Genomic DNA, 15,234 nt, shown 5'->3' with positions numbered 1-15,234 from the left:
TCTACCTGTACCTCGCCGCCACCATCGTCACGATCCGTCAACTCATCCAACGCGCCCGCACGCTCTACCGCTGGGACACCCGACCCACCACCCGCCGCCTCAAGTAACACCTACTGCCGGTCTGTCTTATTAACGCCTGCGGTAGAGGAAGGGCCCCTTGTTAACAACTCGGCCCGGTGACGCTAGCGCCGACCGCGACGGGCCCGCAGGTAGTCGCTGACCACGTACTCGCCGAGGTCCTCGGTGTCCGGGGTGAAGACCCGGCCGCCGCTGCGTCGCGCCACCGCGTCGACGAACCGGCGCAGACCGGGATCGTCGCCGAGCATGAACAGGTTCAGCGTCGCCCCGTACCGGCTCAACCGGTCCACCTCCCGGATCGTCGCCTCGATCGTCTCCGGCAGCGGCGGCCAGCAGAACAGCGCCTCCCCGTCCTCGGGATCCAGGTGGGCGGTGGGCTCCCCGTCGGTGACCACCAGCACCACCGGCTCGGCGTCCGGATGGCGGCGCAGGTGCCGTCCGGCGAGCCGCAGCGCATGCTGAAGGTTGGTGCCCTGGGCCATGTCCGGCTCCGCCGCGGCCAACTCCTGCTGGGTCAGCCCCGCCGCCTCCCGGCCGAACCCGATGATCTGCAACGCGTCCTGCGGGAACCGGGTCGCCATCAGGTGGGCCAGGGCGAGCCCGGTCTGCTTCATCGGCCCCCAGCGGCCCTGCGAGATCATCGAGTACGACAGGTCGACGCAGAGCGCCACCGCCGCCGAGGCCCGTCGCTCGGTCTCGACCACCTCGAAGTCGGAGACGGCGAGCTGCACCGGTACGCCCGGGCCGGCCCGGCGGACCGCCCGGGTGAGCGTACGCACCACGTCCAGTGGCTGTTCGTCGCCGTACTCCCAGGGGCGGGACGCCCCACTGACCTCGCCGGCCGCCCCCGCCGACCGCAGGTCGTGCTGGCCACGTGGGCCGGCGGTCAGGTCGGCGAAGACCCGGCGCAGCGCGGTGCCGCCGAGCCGGCGCAGCGCCTTCGGGCTCAGCGTCAGACCCTCGGCGTCGCGGGCCACCCAACCCTGGCCGCGCAGCTCGCGCTCCAGCTCCCGCAACTGGCGTACGTCGTCGGCCGCGTCGCGGCCCAGCAGTCGAGCCACCGCCTCCACGTCGATGTCGTCCAGCGTGGCCCCGGGATGCGCCTGGCCCAACTGGTCGAGCAGGTCGTCCAGCTCGGCCACCTCGTCGAGCGCGCCGGCCGCCTCGCCGTAGCCCAGGGGCTGACCGCCCTGCATCCGCTCGCCGCGCCCCCAGCGCAGGTCGGGCCGCAGCGACCGGAGGTTGCGCTCCAGTGCGGTCAGCTCCCCGGCGAGCCGGTCGCCGAGCGACTGGCGCATCAGGCCGGCGAGTTCCGCACGCTGCCGCTCCGACAGCGAGTTCATCAGTCGCTGGCCGGCCGCCGCCCGGCGGGCCAGCAGGTCGATCAGCTCGTCGACGTTGGCCGGCCGTTCCGGAAAGAACTCGCCGTGCCGGCGCATGAACTCGGCGAACGCGTCGGTGGTGTCCTCGGCGCGGGCATGCCGGGCCAACAGGGCGTTCAGGTCCTGCATCATCTCGGCCAGCCGCTCCTGCACCGCCGGATCGGCGGCCAGTTGGGCGGATTCCCGCAGTCCGGCGAACCGCTGGCCGAGCACCCCGTCGCGCAGCCCGTCGAGGATCCGCTGGTAGATCTGCCGGGCCTCGTCGCTGGCCCACCGGTAGCCGGAAAGCTCGCGCACCGCCTGTGCGGTGGAACGGGGAAGGTTGTCCAGCACCGTCTCGGCGAACCGGGCCGCCTCGTCCTGCCGGCCGGCCAACTCGTCGCGCTCGGCCGCGAGCGCCTGGTCGAGCAGGGCGCGGGCCTGGGTCACCGCGCCGTCCAGCTCACCCCGGCGCAGCACCTCCCGGCGCAGCCGGCGGGCGCGGGCGGTCAGCTCGTCCAGGCCACCCCGTCCCTGTGGCCCCTGGCGCAGCAGGTCCCGCAGCGCCTGGCGCAGGCTGCCGCCGGCCAGTACCGCCTGGCCGACCTGATCCACCGCGGCCTGCACGTCGTACGGCGGCGCCAGCGGATCGGGGCCCCCGCGCCACTGCCCGTACCGGAACCGGTTGCCGGCCATGCTCAGTCCCGGCCGCCGTAGCGGGTACGCCCCGAGTCGGTCACGTCCTTGCCCAACCGGCGACTCAGGTGTAGCCCTTCCAACACGAACTCGATCGCGGCGGCGGCCTGCCCGGGGCTCGGCGCATCGCCGACGCCGAGCCGGTCGAGCACCTTGGCCAGCCCGGGTACGGTGCCCACCTGGCCCAGCAGGTCGACCGCCGGCACCAACTCGCCGGTCTCGATCGCCTTGCCGTCCTCGACCAGCGCGGTGAAGCCGGACAGGTCCAGCCCGGCCAGCCGGGCCCGGAACGTCTCGGCGGTGGCGGTACGCAGCAGGTGGCCGAGGATCTCGATCTCCCGGCCGTCCTCGCCGCTCTCGAACTCCACCTTGCCGCGCAGTGTCGACGTCACCGACACCGCGTCCCCCACCCGCGCCACCGCATCAGGTGAAAGGAAGGGCACCTTATTAACGTCTGCGGTAGCGGAAGGGCCCCCTGTTAACACCTCACCCTCAGCAGCCGGCTCGGCGAGAGCGGCGAGCAGGCTGGCCCGGCGCAGCGCGGCGGCGGCGACCGTCTCCGCGGCGGCGATGGCGAACCGGGCCGAGACCCCCGAGCGCGGGTCCACCGACGGCGACTCGCGTACGGCGCGGGCGAACCGGGCCAGCACCTCCAGTACGTGCTCCGGCACCTCGGCGACCAGGTGGGCCTCCTGCCGGATCAGCGCCAGTTCCAACTCCAGTTCGGTCGGATAGTGGGTACGGATCTCGGCGCCGAACCGGTCCTTGAGCGGGGTGATGATCCGGCCCCGGTTGGTGTAGTCCTCCGGGTTGGCGCTGGCCACCAGGAGCAGGTCCAGCGGCAACCGGAGTTGGTAGCCGCGCACCTGGATGTCCCGCTCCTCCAGCACGTTGAGCAGCGCCACCTGGATCCGTTCGGCCAGGTCGGGCAGTTCGTTGACGGCGAAGATGCCCCGGTTGGTACGCGGCACCAACCCGAAGTGGATCGTCTCGGGGTCGCCGAGCGTACGCCCCTGGGCCAGCCGGATCGGGTCGACGTCGCCGATCAGGTCACCGACGCTGGTGTCCGGGGTGGCGAGTTTCTCGCCGTAGCGCATCGAGCGGTGCAGCCAGCCGACCGGAAGGTCGTCGCCGGCCTCGGCGACCAGCGCCCGTGACGCCGGGGTGATCGGGTGCAGGGGGTGTTCGTTCAGCACCGACCCGACGATCACCGGGGTCCACTCGTCGAGCAGCGTCACCAGGGACCTGATCAGCCGGGTCTTGCCCTGGCCACGCTCGCCGAGCAGCACCATGTCGTGCCCGGCGAGCAGAGCCCGCTCCACCTCGGGCAGCACGGTGTCGTCGTACCCGACGATGCCGGCGAACCGTGGCCCGCCGTTGCGCATCCGGGCCAGGAGGTTGTCACGCAGCTCCTGCTTGACGGTGCGGTACCGGTGGCCCGCCGCGCGCAGCGCCCCGAGCGTGCCGGGCAGCTCGGCCGGGGGTACCGGGGTTACCGGGAAGTCACTCACCGAACCAACGCTAGCTCACCTCTGGGCCCCGCAACCCCCCTCGCTGAGTCCTCACCCCGACACCAGACCTGGTCGATCATTGACCGCGCTGGGTGTCGAGTTGGTCGAGGGCGGTGTCGATGGCGTTGCGCTGCGCCTCGTCGGAGTAGGTGGCCGGGTCGACGGCCGCGAGCGCGTTGAGCCCTTCGACGAGGGCCACCAGGCTGGTCGCGGTGGCCGCGCAGTCGGCCGGGGGCCAGGTCGGGCGCACTGCGGCGACCAGGGTGGTGATCCGGTCGACGAAGCGGCGGTTGTAGGTGCGGTGCAGGTCGGCGAGGACCGGGTCGGCCAACGCGGCGGCGAGGAAGCCGACCCAGACCCGGGCCTCCTCCCGCTTTTCTTCGGTCGGCGACGCGGCCTGCCAGAGCACGGCCCGCAGCGCCGCCCGGGGCGGGCCGGCGCTCTGGGCGGCGTCGGCCCGCTGGCCGGTACGCCGGTGCAGCAGTTCGCGGGCGTGCACCAGCAGGGCCTGCTTGTCGGCGAAGGTGTGCAGCACCATGCCGGTGGTGCAGCCGGCCCGCTCGGCCACCGCGCGCAGGGTGAGGCCGGGCAGCCCTCGCTCGGCCAACACCGACCAGGTGGCCGCGGACAGCCGGCGCTGCTGGTCGGCCAGATCACGCCGTCTCGCCATTCCGGCACCTCCCTGACCATGGAAGCCATACCGTAACGTACGTTACGGTAACGCTTGTTACGAACACTCGGCGGAAGGAAGGTCGGCCCATGGTCGTCTCCATCGACCACGAACCGTGGGAGTCCAGCGACGCGGCCCGCCTGCGCGCCGCCCAACGGGCCGAACTCGACGCCCGCTACGGCGGCGACGACCACGAGCCTGGAGCGCCCCCCACCGCCGAGACCGTCAGCATCTTCCTCGTCGCCCGCGACCCCGCCGGCACCGCCGTGGGCTGCGGCGGCCTGCGGCTGCTCGCCCCCGGCTCGGCCGAGATCAAACGGATGTACGTCACCCCGGCGGCCCGAGGCACCGGCGTCGCCGTCGCCATCCTGCGCGCCCTGGAACACGAGGCCCGCGACGCGGGCGTACGCACCCTGCTGCTGGAGACCGGCACCGCCCAGCCCGACGCGATGCGCTTCTACGAGCGCGAGGGCTACCACCGCATCGACAACTTCGGCCCGTACCGGGGCGAGCCGCTCTCCCGCTGCTACGCCCGCGACCTCCCCTAGCGACCCACCGCAGCCTTGATCGTCTGCGCTCGACTGACTCGACACGCCGGGGCGCGAGGCACTGGAGCGCAGACGATCAAGACCCGACGGACCGGCTCCGCTCAGCGGGCGGCGCGGGCCTTGAGCATGCGCGGTACGGCGGCCAGCCCGGTCACCGGGCGGAACGCCCGCGCCGCGTTGACCAGTGCCGCGTACTCGTCCTCGGTCAGGTCGATCTCGGCGGCGGCGGCGTTGCGTTCCATCTGCTCCACGCTCGAAGCGCCGGGGATCGCCACCACGTTCGGGTGACGCAGCACGTACGCCAGGGCGATCTGGCTCGGAGTCGCGTCGTGCGCGGCGGCCACCTGGCGCAGCGTCTCGACCAGGGCCGTGCCGCGCACCAGGTTCTCCGGCAGGAAGTACGGGTTGGCCCGGCGCACCGCGCCGACCGGTGGATGGTGCGCGTCGTACCGGCCGGAGAGGAACCCCTGCGCCAACGGGCTGTACGCGATGACCAGCCGACCGGCCTGCTCCGCGTACGGCAGCAGGCCCTCTTCGGGCTTGCGGTCGAGCATGCTGTAGCGGACCTGGTTGCTCAGCACCCGGCGGCCCAGCGCCGCCTCGGCGACCTGCCAGCGGCGCAGGCTGTAGTTGCTCACCCCGACCTCACCGACCAGGCCGACGCCCTGGAGGGCCCGCATGCCCCGCATGGTGCTCTGATCGCTGACCAGCGGGTTGTGCTGGTGCACCTGGTACAGGTCGAGGTGGGTGACCCCGAGCCGGGCCGCCGAGGCGACCGCCCGCTGCTGCACCACGGATGCCACCGGCAGCACCGGGAAGATCTTGGTCGCGATGGCCACCTTGTCCCGGTCGCCGGCCAACGCCGCGCCGAGGATCCGCTCGCTACGGCCGAAGCCGTACACCTCGGCGGTGTCGAAGACGGTGACACCCAACTCGACCGCGCGCCGGACGATGTCCGTCGCCAACCGTTCGTAGTCCGGGCCGTAGCCCCACTCCCGCGACCCGAACTGCCAGGTGCCGAGGCCGATCTTGGACAGGGGCTTCGGGGTGTCGAGCCGCACGTAGCGCATGGCTAAAGACCGTACCCGCCGCAGAGCACGACAGCCGCCGATCCGCCGGGGCGAACCCGCGCGCCCGCGCGGCAGCCCGGGTCAGTCGGAGCAGCGGGTCCGCGCTCTCGCCGGCGTGCTCACCAGACGCGCGGGTTGGCCCGGTGGTTGCGTACCGTGCAGGGCCGCCCGGGCGGTGGTCCGCTGCGGGATCCACGCAGCCGCATCCCGATCAGCAGGAGCAGGAGCGCGCCCAGTGCGACGCCGGCGAGCAGCGACCAGCGCCGGCCGTCCAGGTCGGTCACCGAGGCCACCGCCACGTTGCCCCCGACCTGGGCCGACACCTCCTGCGCCGGCACCTCGCCGGCCGCCGTGCCACCGCCGGCCGGTTCCGCGTCCGCGCCGGACGTGTCCTCGAGGGCGGCCGGGGTAACGTCCACCGCCGCCGGTTCGTCGGTGACGCCGGCCGGCAGGAGGTTCACGTCGGAGCAGGAGTAGTAGCTGTCGGAGGTGTCGGAGTTCTGCCAGATCGTGTAGATCACGTGACGGCCGACGCGGTCCGCCGGCAGCCGGCCGGACATCTGGTAGACCCCGTCGCGGATCGGTGGGTCGGTGACCCGCAGGAACGGCACCGTCTCCACCTGCGCCCAAGTCAGCTTCGTCGTCGGGACGTACCCGGCCCGGGTCAGGTAGACCCGGAAAGTCCCTTTGTGCGGGACCGTCGTCTGGTAGCGGAAGTCGAACTCCGCCCCCGCCGTCAACGCCGTCACCGGCCAGTCGGTACGCGCCAGGTCCAGCCCCCGGTACGCCGACAGCCCACCGCTGCACAGCTCTCCGTCGGGGATCCGCTCCCGGTCCCGGCCGTCCACGCCGAACACCCGGACGTTGTCCCACTCGCGCAGTGCGGCGCCCTCCTGGACCGCCGCCCGGCAGGCCGGTGTGTCCACGTACCTGCCTTCCGGCGCGCAGGCGGCGGACCTGCTGACCGGAAACGACGGTGCGCCCTGCGCGGCGGCCGGCACCGCGCTGGTGCTCACCGCGACGACGGCCGCCAGCATCGTGACGACAATTCGACCTACGGTCTCCACGGTCGGACCTCCCACCCACCAGTACGGACGAAAGAGGTCAACAGTTCGACGGAATTCGGGCCGTCGGCCGCCCACCTCCCGGGGTGGCGGTACGAATCCGTGGCGCCACCCCGGGCGACCGACCCGGCCGGGTCGGTCGCCCGGATCGGTCAACGCCGGGTCACCACCCCGGTTCGGGCCGAGGTGGCCACGCCGGGTTTGGTGGCCGCCCGGACCGCGGTCACCCGCACGCTGAGCCGGTGCCCGACGTCCGCGTTCTTCGGCTGGTACGTCCGGCTGGTCGCGCCGCTGATCACCCGCCCGTCGCGCAGCCACTGGTACTGGAAGGTGAGTCCCGACTCGCTCCAGGTGCCCGGCTGGGCGGTCAGGGTGGCGCCGACCTTCGGCTTGCCCTTGACCACGGGAGGCTTCTTCGCCACCGGCGCCGGCCGGAGCACGGCCACCACCACCAGCGAGCCGCTGCCGACGTTGCCGGCGGTGTCCGTCGCCCGGAACAGCACCACGTGCCGCTTGTGGTCCAACGGCACCGGGGCGGTGTACCGCTGCCAGGCACCGTTGTCGACCTGGTACTCGACCCGGGCCACCCCGGAGTGCGGGTCAGCGGCGATGATCGTCAGCTTCCGGTCGTTCAGCGTCGCCCGGACCCGCGGTGCCACCCGGTCCACCTGTACCGAGGTCGACCAGGTCTCGCTCCACCACAGGTTCACGCCCTGCGCGCGGTAGTCGATCCGGTAACGGCCGTGCGGCAGCGGCACCGGCTCGCGGTACGGGAACCACCCCTTGCCGTCGATCTGGTACTCCACCAGCCGGACGCCGTTGCCCGCCGCGACGGTCAGGGTGGCCGAGGCGCCGTACCACCCGTCGCGGCCCGCTCCGGAAATCGACACCTTCGGCTGCCCACCCTGGTAGCGCAGCGGTTCCACGCTGGTCAGCGTCGGCACCACCCGGCGGATCGAGCCGTCCGGCTCGTGGTGCAGCCGGTCGATGGTGGTTTCCCGGTGCGTACCGTTGCCGCCCGGAATGGCGAACCGGTGGTACGCGATGTACCAGTCGTCGGTGCCCGGCACCTGGAGCACCGAGTGGTGTCCGGTGCCGAGAATGCCCTGGCTCGGATCCTTGGTGAGGATCTCGCCCCGGGCGGTGAACGGCCCCAGCGGACTCGTGCCGGTGCCGTAGCCGACCCGGTAGTTCTCGCTGCCGGTGTCGTCGATCGACCAGGACAGGTAGTACGTCCCGGCCCGCTTGTGCAGGAACAGCCCCTCACGGAAGTCCGTCAGGCCGGTCAGTCGTACCCGCTTCGTGACGTCGTACGAGATCATGTCGTCGTTGAGCGGCACCACGTACGGCGTGCCGTTGCCCCAGTACAGGTAGCTGCGCCCGTCGTCGTCGGTGAACACCGCCGGGTCGATCTGCTGGGCGCCGTTGTAGTCGTCCTTGCTGACCAGTGGCTTGCCGAGCGGGTCGACGAACGGCCCGAGCGGTGAGTCGGCCACCGCGACGCCGATGTTCTGCTGCGCCGAGAAGTAGAAGTAGTACTTGCCGTTCTTCTCGATCGCCGCCGGCGCCCAGGCGTTGTGATCGGCCCAGCTGACGTCCGGGCCGAGATCCAGGATGGTGTCGTGCTCGGTCCAGTCGACCAGGTTCCGGCTGGACCAGACCTTGAAGGTGGAACTTCCCCAACCGGGAAAGCCGTCGGTGGTGGCGTAGATGTAGTAGGTGTCGCCGAACCGGACGATGTTCGGGTCGGCGTTGTAGCCGGGCAGCACCGGCGAGCCCATCGACACCGCCCGCACCGTCCACTCGCGCCGGCCGCCGGCCGCGTCGGTCACGGTCAGCCGCACCGGCTCGCGGTAGTCCCGTACCCCGGCCGGGGTCACCGTCGAGGTGGGCGCCACCACGAAGGTCGGCTGGAGCGTACGCAGGTCGGTGCCGGGTCGTACGGCGAGAGTCACGGTGCTCGTCGCGGCGTCGATCATCGCGGGGACCTTGAGGCTGTCCAACTGCACGGCGACGATGCTGGTGCCGTTGCCGCCCAGCCCGGCCACCTCGGCGTCGCTGAGTGCCCGGTTGTGCAGCGAGAAGTTGCGCACCTGCCCCTTGAGGAAGCGGTCGGCCGCGTACTGGGAACGACCGATGTAGTTGGCCGTGGTCCGCCCGCCACCGATCTCGCCGGGCCGCCGCAGCACCCCGGTCCGCTCGGCGACCCGCACCCCGTCCAGGTAGAGCCGGGCGGTGCCGGCCGAGTCCAGGGTGTACGTCAACGTCTGCCACACCGCGCGGGGCAGCGCGGCGCCGTTGGTGACGGTCTCCTCGGTGGTCCAGTTACCCGTGGCCAGCGAGGTCCGGTAGTTGTTTCCGGTGGTGAACAGGTAGCCGTTGCCGGCGCCGCCCGCACTGTTGCCCAACCCCCAGATGAAGTACGGAGTGGCCTGGTCGCCGGCGATGTTCACCTCCATCGACACGGTGATCTCGTCCAGCCCGGACATGATGTCGTCGGGCAGGCCGACATGCCCGTCGGTCCCGCCCAGCCGCAGGCTGCCGCCACCGAACGCGGCGTCCCCGGCCAGCGTGCCGTGGTAGCCGTTGCCGGAGGCGTCGGTGGCCGTACGACCACTCGTCTCGGCCAGCGGGTAGTGCAGCACCAGGCCCTGCGGGGTGGCCCGGACCGGCGGCGGGGCGTCGGTCAGCGCGTCGAGTTCCCGCTTGGTGACCGGGATGACGGTGCCGTGCCGAGGGCTCGCCGGCAGGCTGTAGCGGGCCGGCACCCGCCAGTTCGGGTTCTCCAGGTCGTCGGTGCCGAGCGGGATGTAGCCCCGGCCGCCGTACTCGTCGACGAAGAGGTAGTACTTCGAACCGGAGGTGTCGCCGGGGTTGGCCTTGAACACCGTCGGGCCCTCGACGGCCGAGGTGCCGGCGGTGCGGCCGATGCAGGCGGTGATCCTGCTCCAGGCGGGTCGGCCGGGCAGGTCGACGGCGGTCAGCGAGGCGGCCTTCTCCTGGATGATGTCGGAGCAGCCGGTGCCGCCGCCGCCCTCGTCCTTGGTGAACCGGTAGTAGGTGTCCCCCTCCTTGATCACCGTGGAGTCGATCCGGGACTCGCCCCGGTCCTGCCAGATCGTCGCCTCGTCAAAGGTGACGAAGTCGCGGGTGGTGGCCGCGAGCATCCGGTTGTAGGTGTTACCGGTGTGCTGCGGATCGTTCTCGGCGTACAGCTTGGACGCCCAGAAGACCAGGTACTCGCCCCGCTCGTCGTCCCAGTACGCCTCCGGCGCCCAGGTGTTGCCGGCCCTCGGCGGGGAGACCTGCACGTGCCGCTGCTCGGACCAGTTGACCAGGTCGGTGGACTCCCACACCTCCAGGTACCGGCTGCCGTGCCGCTGCGAGGCGTCCCAGTCCCCGTTGCGGCCGATCGACAGGTCGGTGGCGATGAGGAAGAACCGGTCCCCCTCCGGGCTGCGGATCAGGAACGGGTCACGCAGGCCCCGGGTGCCGAAGGTGGACTCCAGCACGGGCCGTCCGCCGTTCAGCTCGGTCCACTGTAGGGCGTTGTTGCCCTGGCTGGCCGCGAAGTAGATCTTCTCGCCCTCGATCGAGTTGCCGGTGAAGTAGCTGAACGCGTAGCCGACGTACGGTGCCGCCGGGGGCATCTGCCGTACGGTCAGCTCGAAGTTCCGCTCGGTGCTGGCGGCGCCGAGGACGACCGTCGCGGTGACGGTGACCGTGACGTCACCGGCGCCATTCGGTGGTCGGTTGACCACCCCGTCCGGAGCGACGATCTCCGGTCGGGCCGACCGCCAACTGACCGTCGCGCCGTGCAGCCCGCTGGTGGGCAGGGTGAGGTTGCCCCGGACGTCGTCGGCGTGCACCAGGGCCAGCGCGGCGGCAGCCGCCTCGACCCGTTCCCGGTCCGAGGCGTCCGGCAGCACCGTGGCGGTGAAGGTCCGGGTGGCGGTGGCCGCCCCCCGGGTCACCGTGGCGGTCAGGGTGACCGACGCCGGGTCGGCCCCGGCCGCCGGTCGGGTCACCGCACCGGTCGGGCTGATCGTCGCGGGATCAGTGGAGGCCCAGGTGATCGCCGCGCCGTAGCTGCCCTGGGTGGGCAGGGTGAGCGCCCCGGTCACCGCCGAGAGATCACCCAGGTCCAGGCTGGCCGCGTCGCGGGTGACGCGGGTGGCCTCCGGCAGCGCGATCGCGCTCACTTCGGCGGCGTCGAGTGCCCGGTCGTAGATCCGGAAGTTGGCCACCTGGCCGCGCAGGAACCGGTCCGAGGCGTAGTTGGAGCGGCCCAGGTTGTTGCTGGTCGTCGTACCGTTGCCGACCGCGCCGGGGGTCACCGTGACGGCGGTGTTGCGGGCGACCTGGACACCGTCCTCGTAGAGGGTGCCGACGGTGCCGGTCTGGGTGTACGTGACCGACTTCCACACCCCACGGGCCAGGTTGCCACCCTTGGCGGTGACCCGCTCGCCGGACCAGTTCGTGGTGGTGATGGCGGCCCGGAACGCATCCCCGCTGGCGAAGAGGTATCCGGTGCCGGAGCTTGAGGTCGCCGGGTTGCCCAGTCCCCAGATGAAGTAGGGCGTCTGCTGGCCGGGGTCGACGTACACGTCGACCGAGACGGTGATCGACGACAGCCCGGCCATCAGGTTGTCCGGCAGCCGGACGTGGTCGTCCACGCCGTCGAGCCGGAGCCCGTCCCGATCGGTCCAGGTGCCACCGGTCAGGGTGCCGTGCCGGCCGTGCCCCGAGGTGTCGGTCACCGTCGTGCCGGCGGTCTGGTCGAGGTCGTAGCGGAGCAGCAGACCGGCGGTGACGTCATAGGCGGGTGCCGCCTGCGCCGGTGTGGCCGGCAGCAATCCGGCGGTCAGTGCGACGACCAGTGCGGCTGCAAGCCGTCCGGTCGCGCGTCGGGACGGGAGGTCGGTGGGGGAGGTACTCCGGGGGTGGAACGGCGTACGTCGCATAGACAGCCCTCGGATTGATCAATGTGAACGTTAACAAGCTCGAATTGTCGACGCAACAACTTGCGCCGTCAAGCATTGATCTACCCGGAAGTAGCAAGGTCCTGGTGAGCGGCACAGACGACGATGCCCCCGCCGGAACGGCGAGGGCATTTGTCCTGAGTTCACCGGTTCGCACTCAATGGTGCGTTCGGTGGAGCCGGAGGTACCACCATGCGAACCAGTCGGTGACCATCGCCGGTGGCCCGCTACCGCCGCGAACGGGCAGGCCAGCCCAATGAAGCGCGATTCCAGACGTGGCCCTAGAAGCGGTAGGCGTCGCGCCGGTGGCGGATCGAGTGGATCTCCACGACACGCTTGGCCTCGTTGATCCGGTAGATGATCCGGTACGTGCCGCGGCGGGCGGAGTGGAAGGCACCGAAGGGCTCGTCGAGCGGCTTGCCCGCCCGATAGGGGTTGACCGCTATCGCGTGCTGGATGGTCTCCGTCGCCGCGACCGCGACCTCCAGCGGCAAATCCTCGTGCAGGTTGCGGCGGGCCTGCCGGGAGAACATCACCGTGTACGGGCTGGTCGCCTCACCCGTGTCGTCCCGCCGCCCGCCTTGCGACGGCATCAGGCCGCCCTACCGCGACGCCGTTCCAACTCGGCGCGAACCTCGTCCATCGAGAACGTGTCGCTGGCCGCGAAATCCTCCCGCGACTGGCGCAGATCCGCGAGGGCCTCGTCGTCGGAGAGCAGGTCGAGCGTCTCCCGCATCGACTCGTACTCGGCGACCGAGATCAGCATCACGTCGGCGCGGCCGTTTCTGGTGATCGTAAAGCGGTCGTGCTCCCGAGCGACCCGGTCGGCAAGCTCGGCGATCCGGGCCTTAGCTTCCGTGATCGGAATGGTCTCCATAGCAGCCATTCTAACGACTGGTCAGAATTCTGGCCACGTTCTTCGTCCGGCTCCGGACGCGGTGAGCTGCCCGGGTTTGCGGAGGCGAGCCGCGACGAGCACACGAGATATCGACCGTGGCCCAGGGCTTCGCCGCACTGGCCCCTCCGTTTGGGTATCCGTACCATCGCTCGTCGAGTGCGCCAGCACCCCCAGGGCCGTCGGTCGACCTTCGCGTAGACCACGGTGGTCAGCGCCGGTGACGCAGCACCTGGCCGATCTCCACGAGTGTGGCGCCCGCGACCAGCATCGACGTGGCGGCACTGGTTTTGCGCCCCACATTTCGCCCCAACAACGCTCGGGCGGCCAAGGTAGTAGAAAGATCCCTGCTCAGAAACGGTTTCTTCCGAAGCTTCAACAACGGTCACCGAAGTGCAGTGTGGGGCGCTGGGTGACAACGGCTGTGACCACGAGATCACGAACAATCGGCACCAGTCAATGACTGATGCCGATTCACCTGCACAAAAACAAGGTGGAGCCGAGGGGACTCGAACCCCTGACCCCCACACTGCCAGCATGGTAACGATTCCGTCACGCCGTTCCGCAGGATGTCCGCAGGTGCCCCAAGCAGGGAGAAGACTCCTGGGCGAGTGACGCCCCCTGCCGCCAGATGCCGCACAGTGACGACTCTTTGATCTTGAGCTGTGACCACCGATGTGACCCCAATCGGTGTGGAAGGCTCCGTGCCACCCCATCCAGGGCGTTGCCGAACGGTCCGCACCAAGCGCTGACTCGAGAACCGCGCGGGTGATCCCCGCGAGGAGCCCACCCTGACCGACCAACGAGACTCCGTCGGCCTTGGCCCGCTCGACCAACTGCTGCGCGAGCTCCATCTCCGCCGCCGTCGGTTCAGGAAGCTGAACAGCGTTCTTCTTGTCTGCCATGACGTGGTCCTTCCCGGACAGGATCAACGTCCTGTCCAACGGACCACACCCAGGTCAAACACGGAAATCTACGCAGTCCCAGCCCCAGCGGGTTCGTGGTCATGGTGATGGGCTTGCCGCTGGTGGCCGGGGTGCGGCAAGCTGGGTTGCTGGTGGGGAGAGCCACCACGTTGTCGGCCCTTGTGGTCTGACCTTCTGCCGGAGACGGCTTTGTCGGCGCTCTTCCCACCTCTGTATGTGCTGGTGGCGGATCCTTCAGATGGCGGCTTCGCGGCTGATGCTGTCGGGTGCGGGCGCGGGGCCGGCAGCGTACGGACTCCACCCATGTTCTCGCGGCGGTTCGCCGATTGGATCGGGTATGGAGTTGGTCGCGGAGACGATGCGGACGGCGCCACGAGCGGCAGCCGACCGAGGCGGCCGCGGTGCGCGAGTACGTGGAACAGATTGGCACCGACGGTATCGCCCTGCTGCGGGCCGGCTACAGCCCGACTGCCCCGACGGCCGGCCTGGGGTCGCCGCTGTCGAGGTGCTGCGTCAGGTTTGAGCCCAGCAGTACTGGTACGACGAGTCAGGACAGTTGCGGTGGCGGGAGGCGAAGGCGTCCCGGCGGCCATGGCCTTGCCGTCCAGGACGAGTTGGGCGCGGGTTATGGCCAAGGTGACGGCCTGGGGCTGGTAGTGATGTCCACGGCGGTGTCGGCCGGGGAGATCTGTACTGCGGCGCAAGAAGCCCGCACTGTCGAGCATTCAGCCGGGTCGATCTCGGAGGCAGGGTTGGGGCACATACCAAGAACAGGGAGTGACAATGGTTGACCCCACCGACCACACCACGTTCACGATCGAGAACTCGGCCGTTGTGCTGGTCGATCACCAGGTCGGCACAATCGGCTGGGCCGGCGAGCTGACGTCGCAGGACCAGCGGGACCAACTCAGGATGTGGGTGCTGGTGCTGGCACGTTTCGCCAAGAGCGCGGGTATCCCGGTCGTGCTGACCAGCGGTCAGGAGGATCAGGCGCAGGGCCCGATGCTGCCGGAGTTCAAGGACATCCTGCCGCAAGAGCACGAGAACCGAATCCAGCGGACCGGTGTCGTCAACGCGTGGCACGACCCGGCGTTCGTCGAGGCCGTCCGCGCCACCGACAAGCAGAACCTGATTATGGCGGGGGTGACCACCGATGTCTGCCTAGTGCCGCCGGCACTGTCCGCGAAGGCCGAGGGGTTCGAGGTCGTCGCGCTCACCGACGTCTCGGCGGCCTCGACCGGCACTGCGGCGCTCAACAGCCGCGACCTGCTGCATCGAGCCGGGATCGCGCTGCTGACCACCGCACCGATGATCAGCGGCATGCTCGGCGACTACTCCGTGCCCGCTGCGGCAGGCCTTTTCGAGGCCATGGCGGCCGAAGGCGTCTACGACGCGTTTGCCCGGGGCAGCCTGCGATGAGCGAGGTGACATCG

Annotated in this window: 10 protein-coding genes and 2 pseudogenes; 4 read left to right on the top strand and 8 right to left on the bottom strand. The window is 70.7% G+C overall.

Annotated features, from left to right (window positions below):
* Nucleotides 1-107 (top strand): annotated as a pseudogene (locus E0H26_RS28400) (IS5/IS1182 family transposase); the annotation flags it as partial.
* Nucleotides 108-182: 75 nt separating this feature from the next.
* Here E0H26_RS28400 and E0H26_RS28395 read toward each other — a convergent pair.
* The 3 genes from E0H26_RS28395 to E0H26_RS28385 form a co-directional block, all read right to left on the bottom strand.
* On the bottom strand, nucleotides 183-2,135 hold the full coding sequence (locus E0H26_RS28395) for a vWA domain-containing protein (protein ID WP_131309463.1): 1,953 nt from the start codon (nucleotides 2,133-2,135) through the stop codon (nucleotides 183-185).
* A gap of 2 nt (nucleotides 2,136-2,137) precedes the next feature.
* Nucleotides 2,138-3,646, bottom strand: coding sequence for a magnesium chelatase ATPase subunit I (locus E0H26_RS28390; protein WP_131309461.1), 1,509 nt, complete (start codon nucleotides 3,644-3,646; stop codon nucleotides 2,138-2,140).
* A gap of 76 nt (nucleotides 3,647-3,722) precedes the next feature.
* A complete protein-coding gene (locus E0H26_RS28385) occupies nucleotides 3,723-4,316 on the bottom strand; it encodes a TetR/AcrR family transcriptional regulator (RefSeq protein ID WP_131309459.1) in 594 nt (197 codons plus the stop codon).
* 89 nt (nucleotides 4,317-4,405) lie between these two features.
* Here E0H26_RS28385 and E0H26_RS28380 point away from each other — a divergent pair, with 89 nt between their 5' ends.
* Entirely contained in the window at nucleotides 4,406-4,864 is a 459-nt protein-coding gene (locus E0H26_RS28380; RefSeq protein WP_131309457.1) for a GNAT family N-acetyltransferase, read from the top strand.
* 101 nt (nucleotides 4,865-4,965) lie between these two features.
* Here E0H26_RS28380 and E0H26_RS28375 read toward each other — a convergent pair whose 3' ends face one another.
* The 5 genes from E0H26_RS28375 to E0H26_RS28355 all read right to left on the bottom strand — a co-directional run bounded on the left by E0H26_RS28375 (nucleotide 4,966) and on the right by E0H26_RS28355 (nucleotide 12,857).
* Entirely contained in the window at nucleotides 4,966-5,934 is a 969-nt protein-coding gene (locus tag E0H26_RS28375) for an aldo/keto reductase (RefSeq protein WP_131309455.1), read from the bottom strand.
* Nucleotides 5,935-6,053: 119 nt separating this feature from the next.
* On the bottom strand, nucleotides 6,054-7,001 hold the full coding sequence (locus E0H26_RS28370) for a lytic polysaccharide monooxygenase auxiliary activity family 9 protein (RefSeq protein ID WP_240742440.1): 948 nt from the start codon (nucleotides 6,999-7,001) through the stop codon (nucleotides 6,054-6,056).
* Nucleotides 7,002-7,150: 149 nt separating this feature from the next.
* A complete protein-coding gene (locus tag E0H26_RS28365) occupies nucleotides 7,151-11,962 on the bottom strand; it encodes a family 43 glycosylhydrolase (RefSeq protein ID WP_131309453.1) in 4,812 nt (1,603 codons plus the stop codon).
* 299 nt (nucleotides 11,963-12,261) lie between these two features.
* The gene (locus tag E0H26_RS28360) at nucleotides 12,262-12,573 is read right to left on the bottom strand and encodes a type II toxin-antitoxin system RelE family toxin (RefSeq protein WP_131309451.1); all 312 of its coding nucleotides are present in this window, start codon (nucleotides 12,571-12,573) and stop codon (nucleotides 12,262-12,264) included.
* On the bottom strand, nucleotides 12,573-12,857 hold the full coding sequence (locus tag E0H26_RS28355; RefSeq protein WP_131309449.1) for a type II toxin-antitoxin system Phd/YefM family antitoxin: 285 nt from the start codon (nucleotides 12,855-12,857) through the stop codon (nucleotides 12,573-12,575). Before E0H26_RS28355 ends, E0H26_RS28360 begins: the two co-directional genes overlap by 1 nt.
* Before the next feature lie 1,210 nt (nucleotides 12,858-14,067).
* On the opposite strand from E0H26_RS28355, the pseudogene E0H26_RS30685 reads away from it, so the two are divergent.
* Nucleotides 14,068-14,240, top strand: a pseudogene (locus tag E0H26_RS30685) (IS5/IS1182 family transposase); the annotation flags it as partial.
* 344 nt (nucleotides 14,241-14,584) lie between these two features.
* Entirely contained in the window at nucleotides 14,585-15,220 is a 636-nt protein-coding gene (locus tag E0H26_RS28345; protein ID WP_131309447.1) for an isochorismatase family protein, read from the top strand.
* Nucleotides 15,221-15,234: the final 14 nt, after the last annotated feature.

It is taken from the genome of Micromonospora zingiberis, from assembly GCF_004331455.1.
GTDB lineage: Bacteria > Actinomycetota > Actinomycetes > Mycobacteriales > Micromonosporaceae > Micromonospora > Micromonospora zingiberis.
Note: the sequence above shows the minus strand (reverse complement) of the source record. Positions and strands in the feature narration are given on the sequence as shown.

Coding starts and splice junctions, on each gene's coding strand:
- E0H26_RS28395 (WP_131309463.1), bottom strand. CDS start 2,135: ATGGCCGGCAACCGGTTCCGGTACGGGCAGTGGCGCGGGGGCCCCGAT.
- E0H26_RS28385 (WP_131309459.1), bottom strand. CDS start 4,316: ATGGCGAGACGGCGTGATCTGGCCGACCAGCAGCGCCGGCTGTCCGCG.
- E0H26_RS28380 (WP_131309457.1), top strand. CDS start 4,406: ATGGTCGTCTCCATCGACCACGAACCGTGGGAGTCCAGCGACGCGGCC.
- E0H26_RS28375 (WP_131309455.1), bottom strand. CDS start 5,934: ATGCGCTACGTGCGGCTCGACACCCCGAAGCCCCTGTCCAAGATCGGC.
- E0H26_RS28365 (WP_131309453.1), bottom strand. CDS start 11,962: ATGCGACGTACGCCGTTCCACCCCCGGAGTACCTCCCCCACCGACCTC.
- E0H26_RS28360 (WP_131309451.1), bottom strand. CDS start 12,573: ATGCCGTCGCAAGGCGGGCGGCGGGACGACACGGGTGAGGCGACCAGC.
- E0H26_RS28355 (WP_131309449.1), bottom strand. CDS start 12,857: ATGGAGACCATTCCGATCACGGAAGCTAAGGCCCGGATCGCCGAGCTT.
- E0H26_RS28345 (WP_131309447.1), top strand. CDS start 14,585: ATGGTTGACCCCACCGACCACACCACGTTCACGATCGAGAACTCGGCC.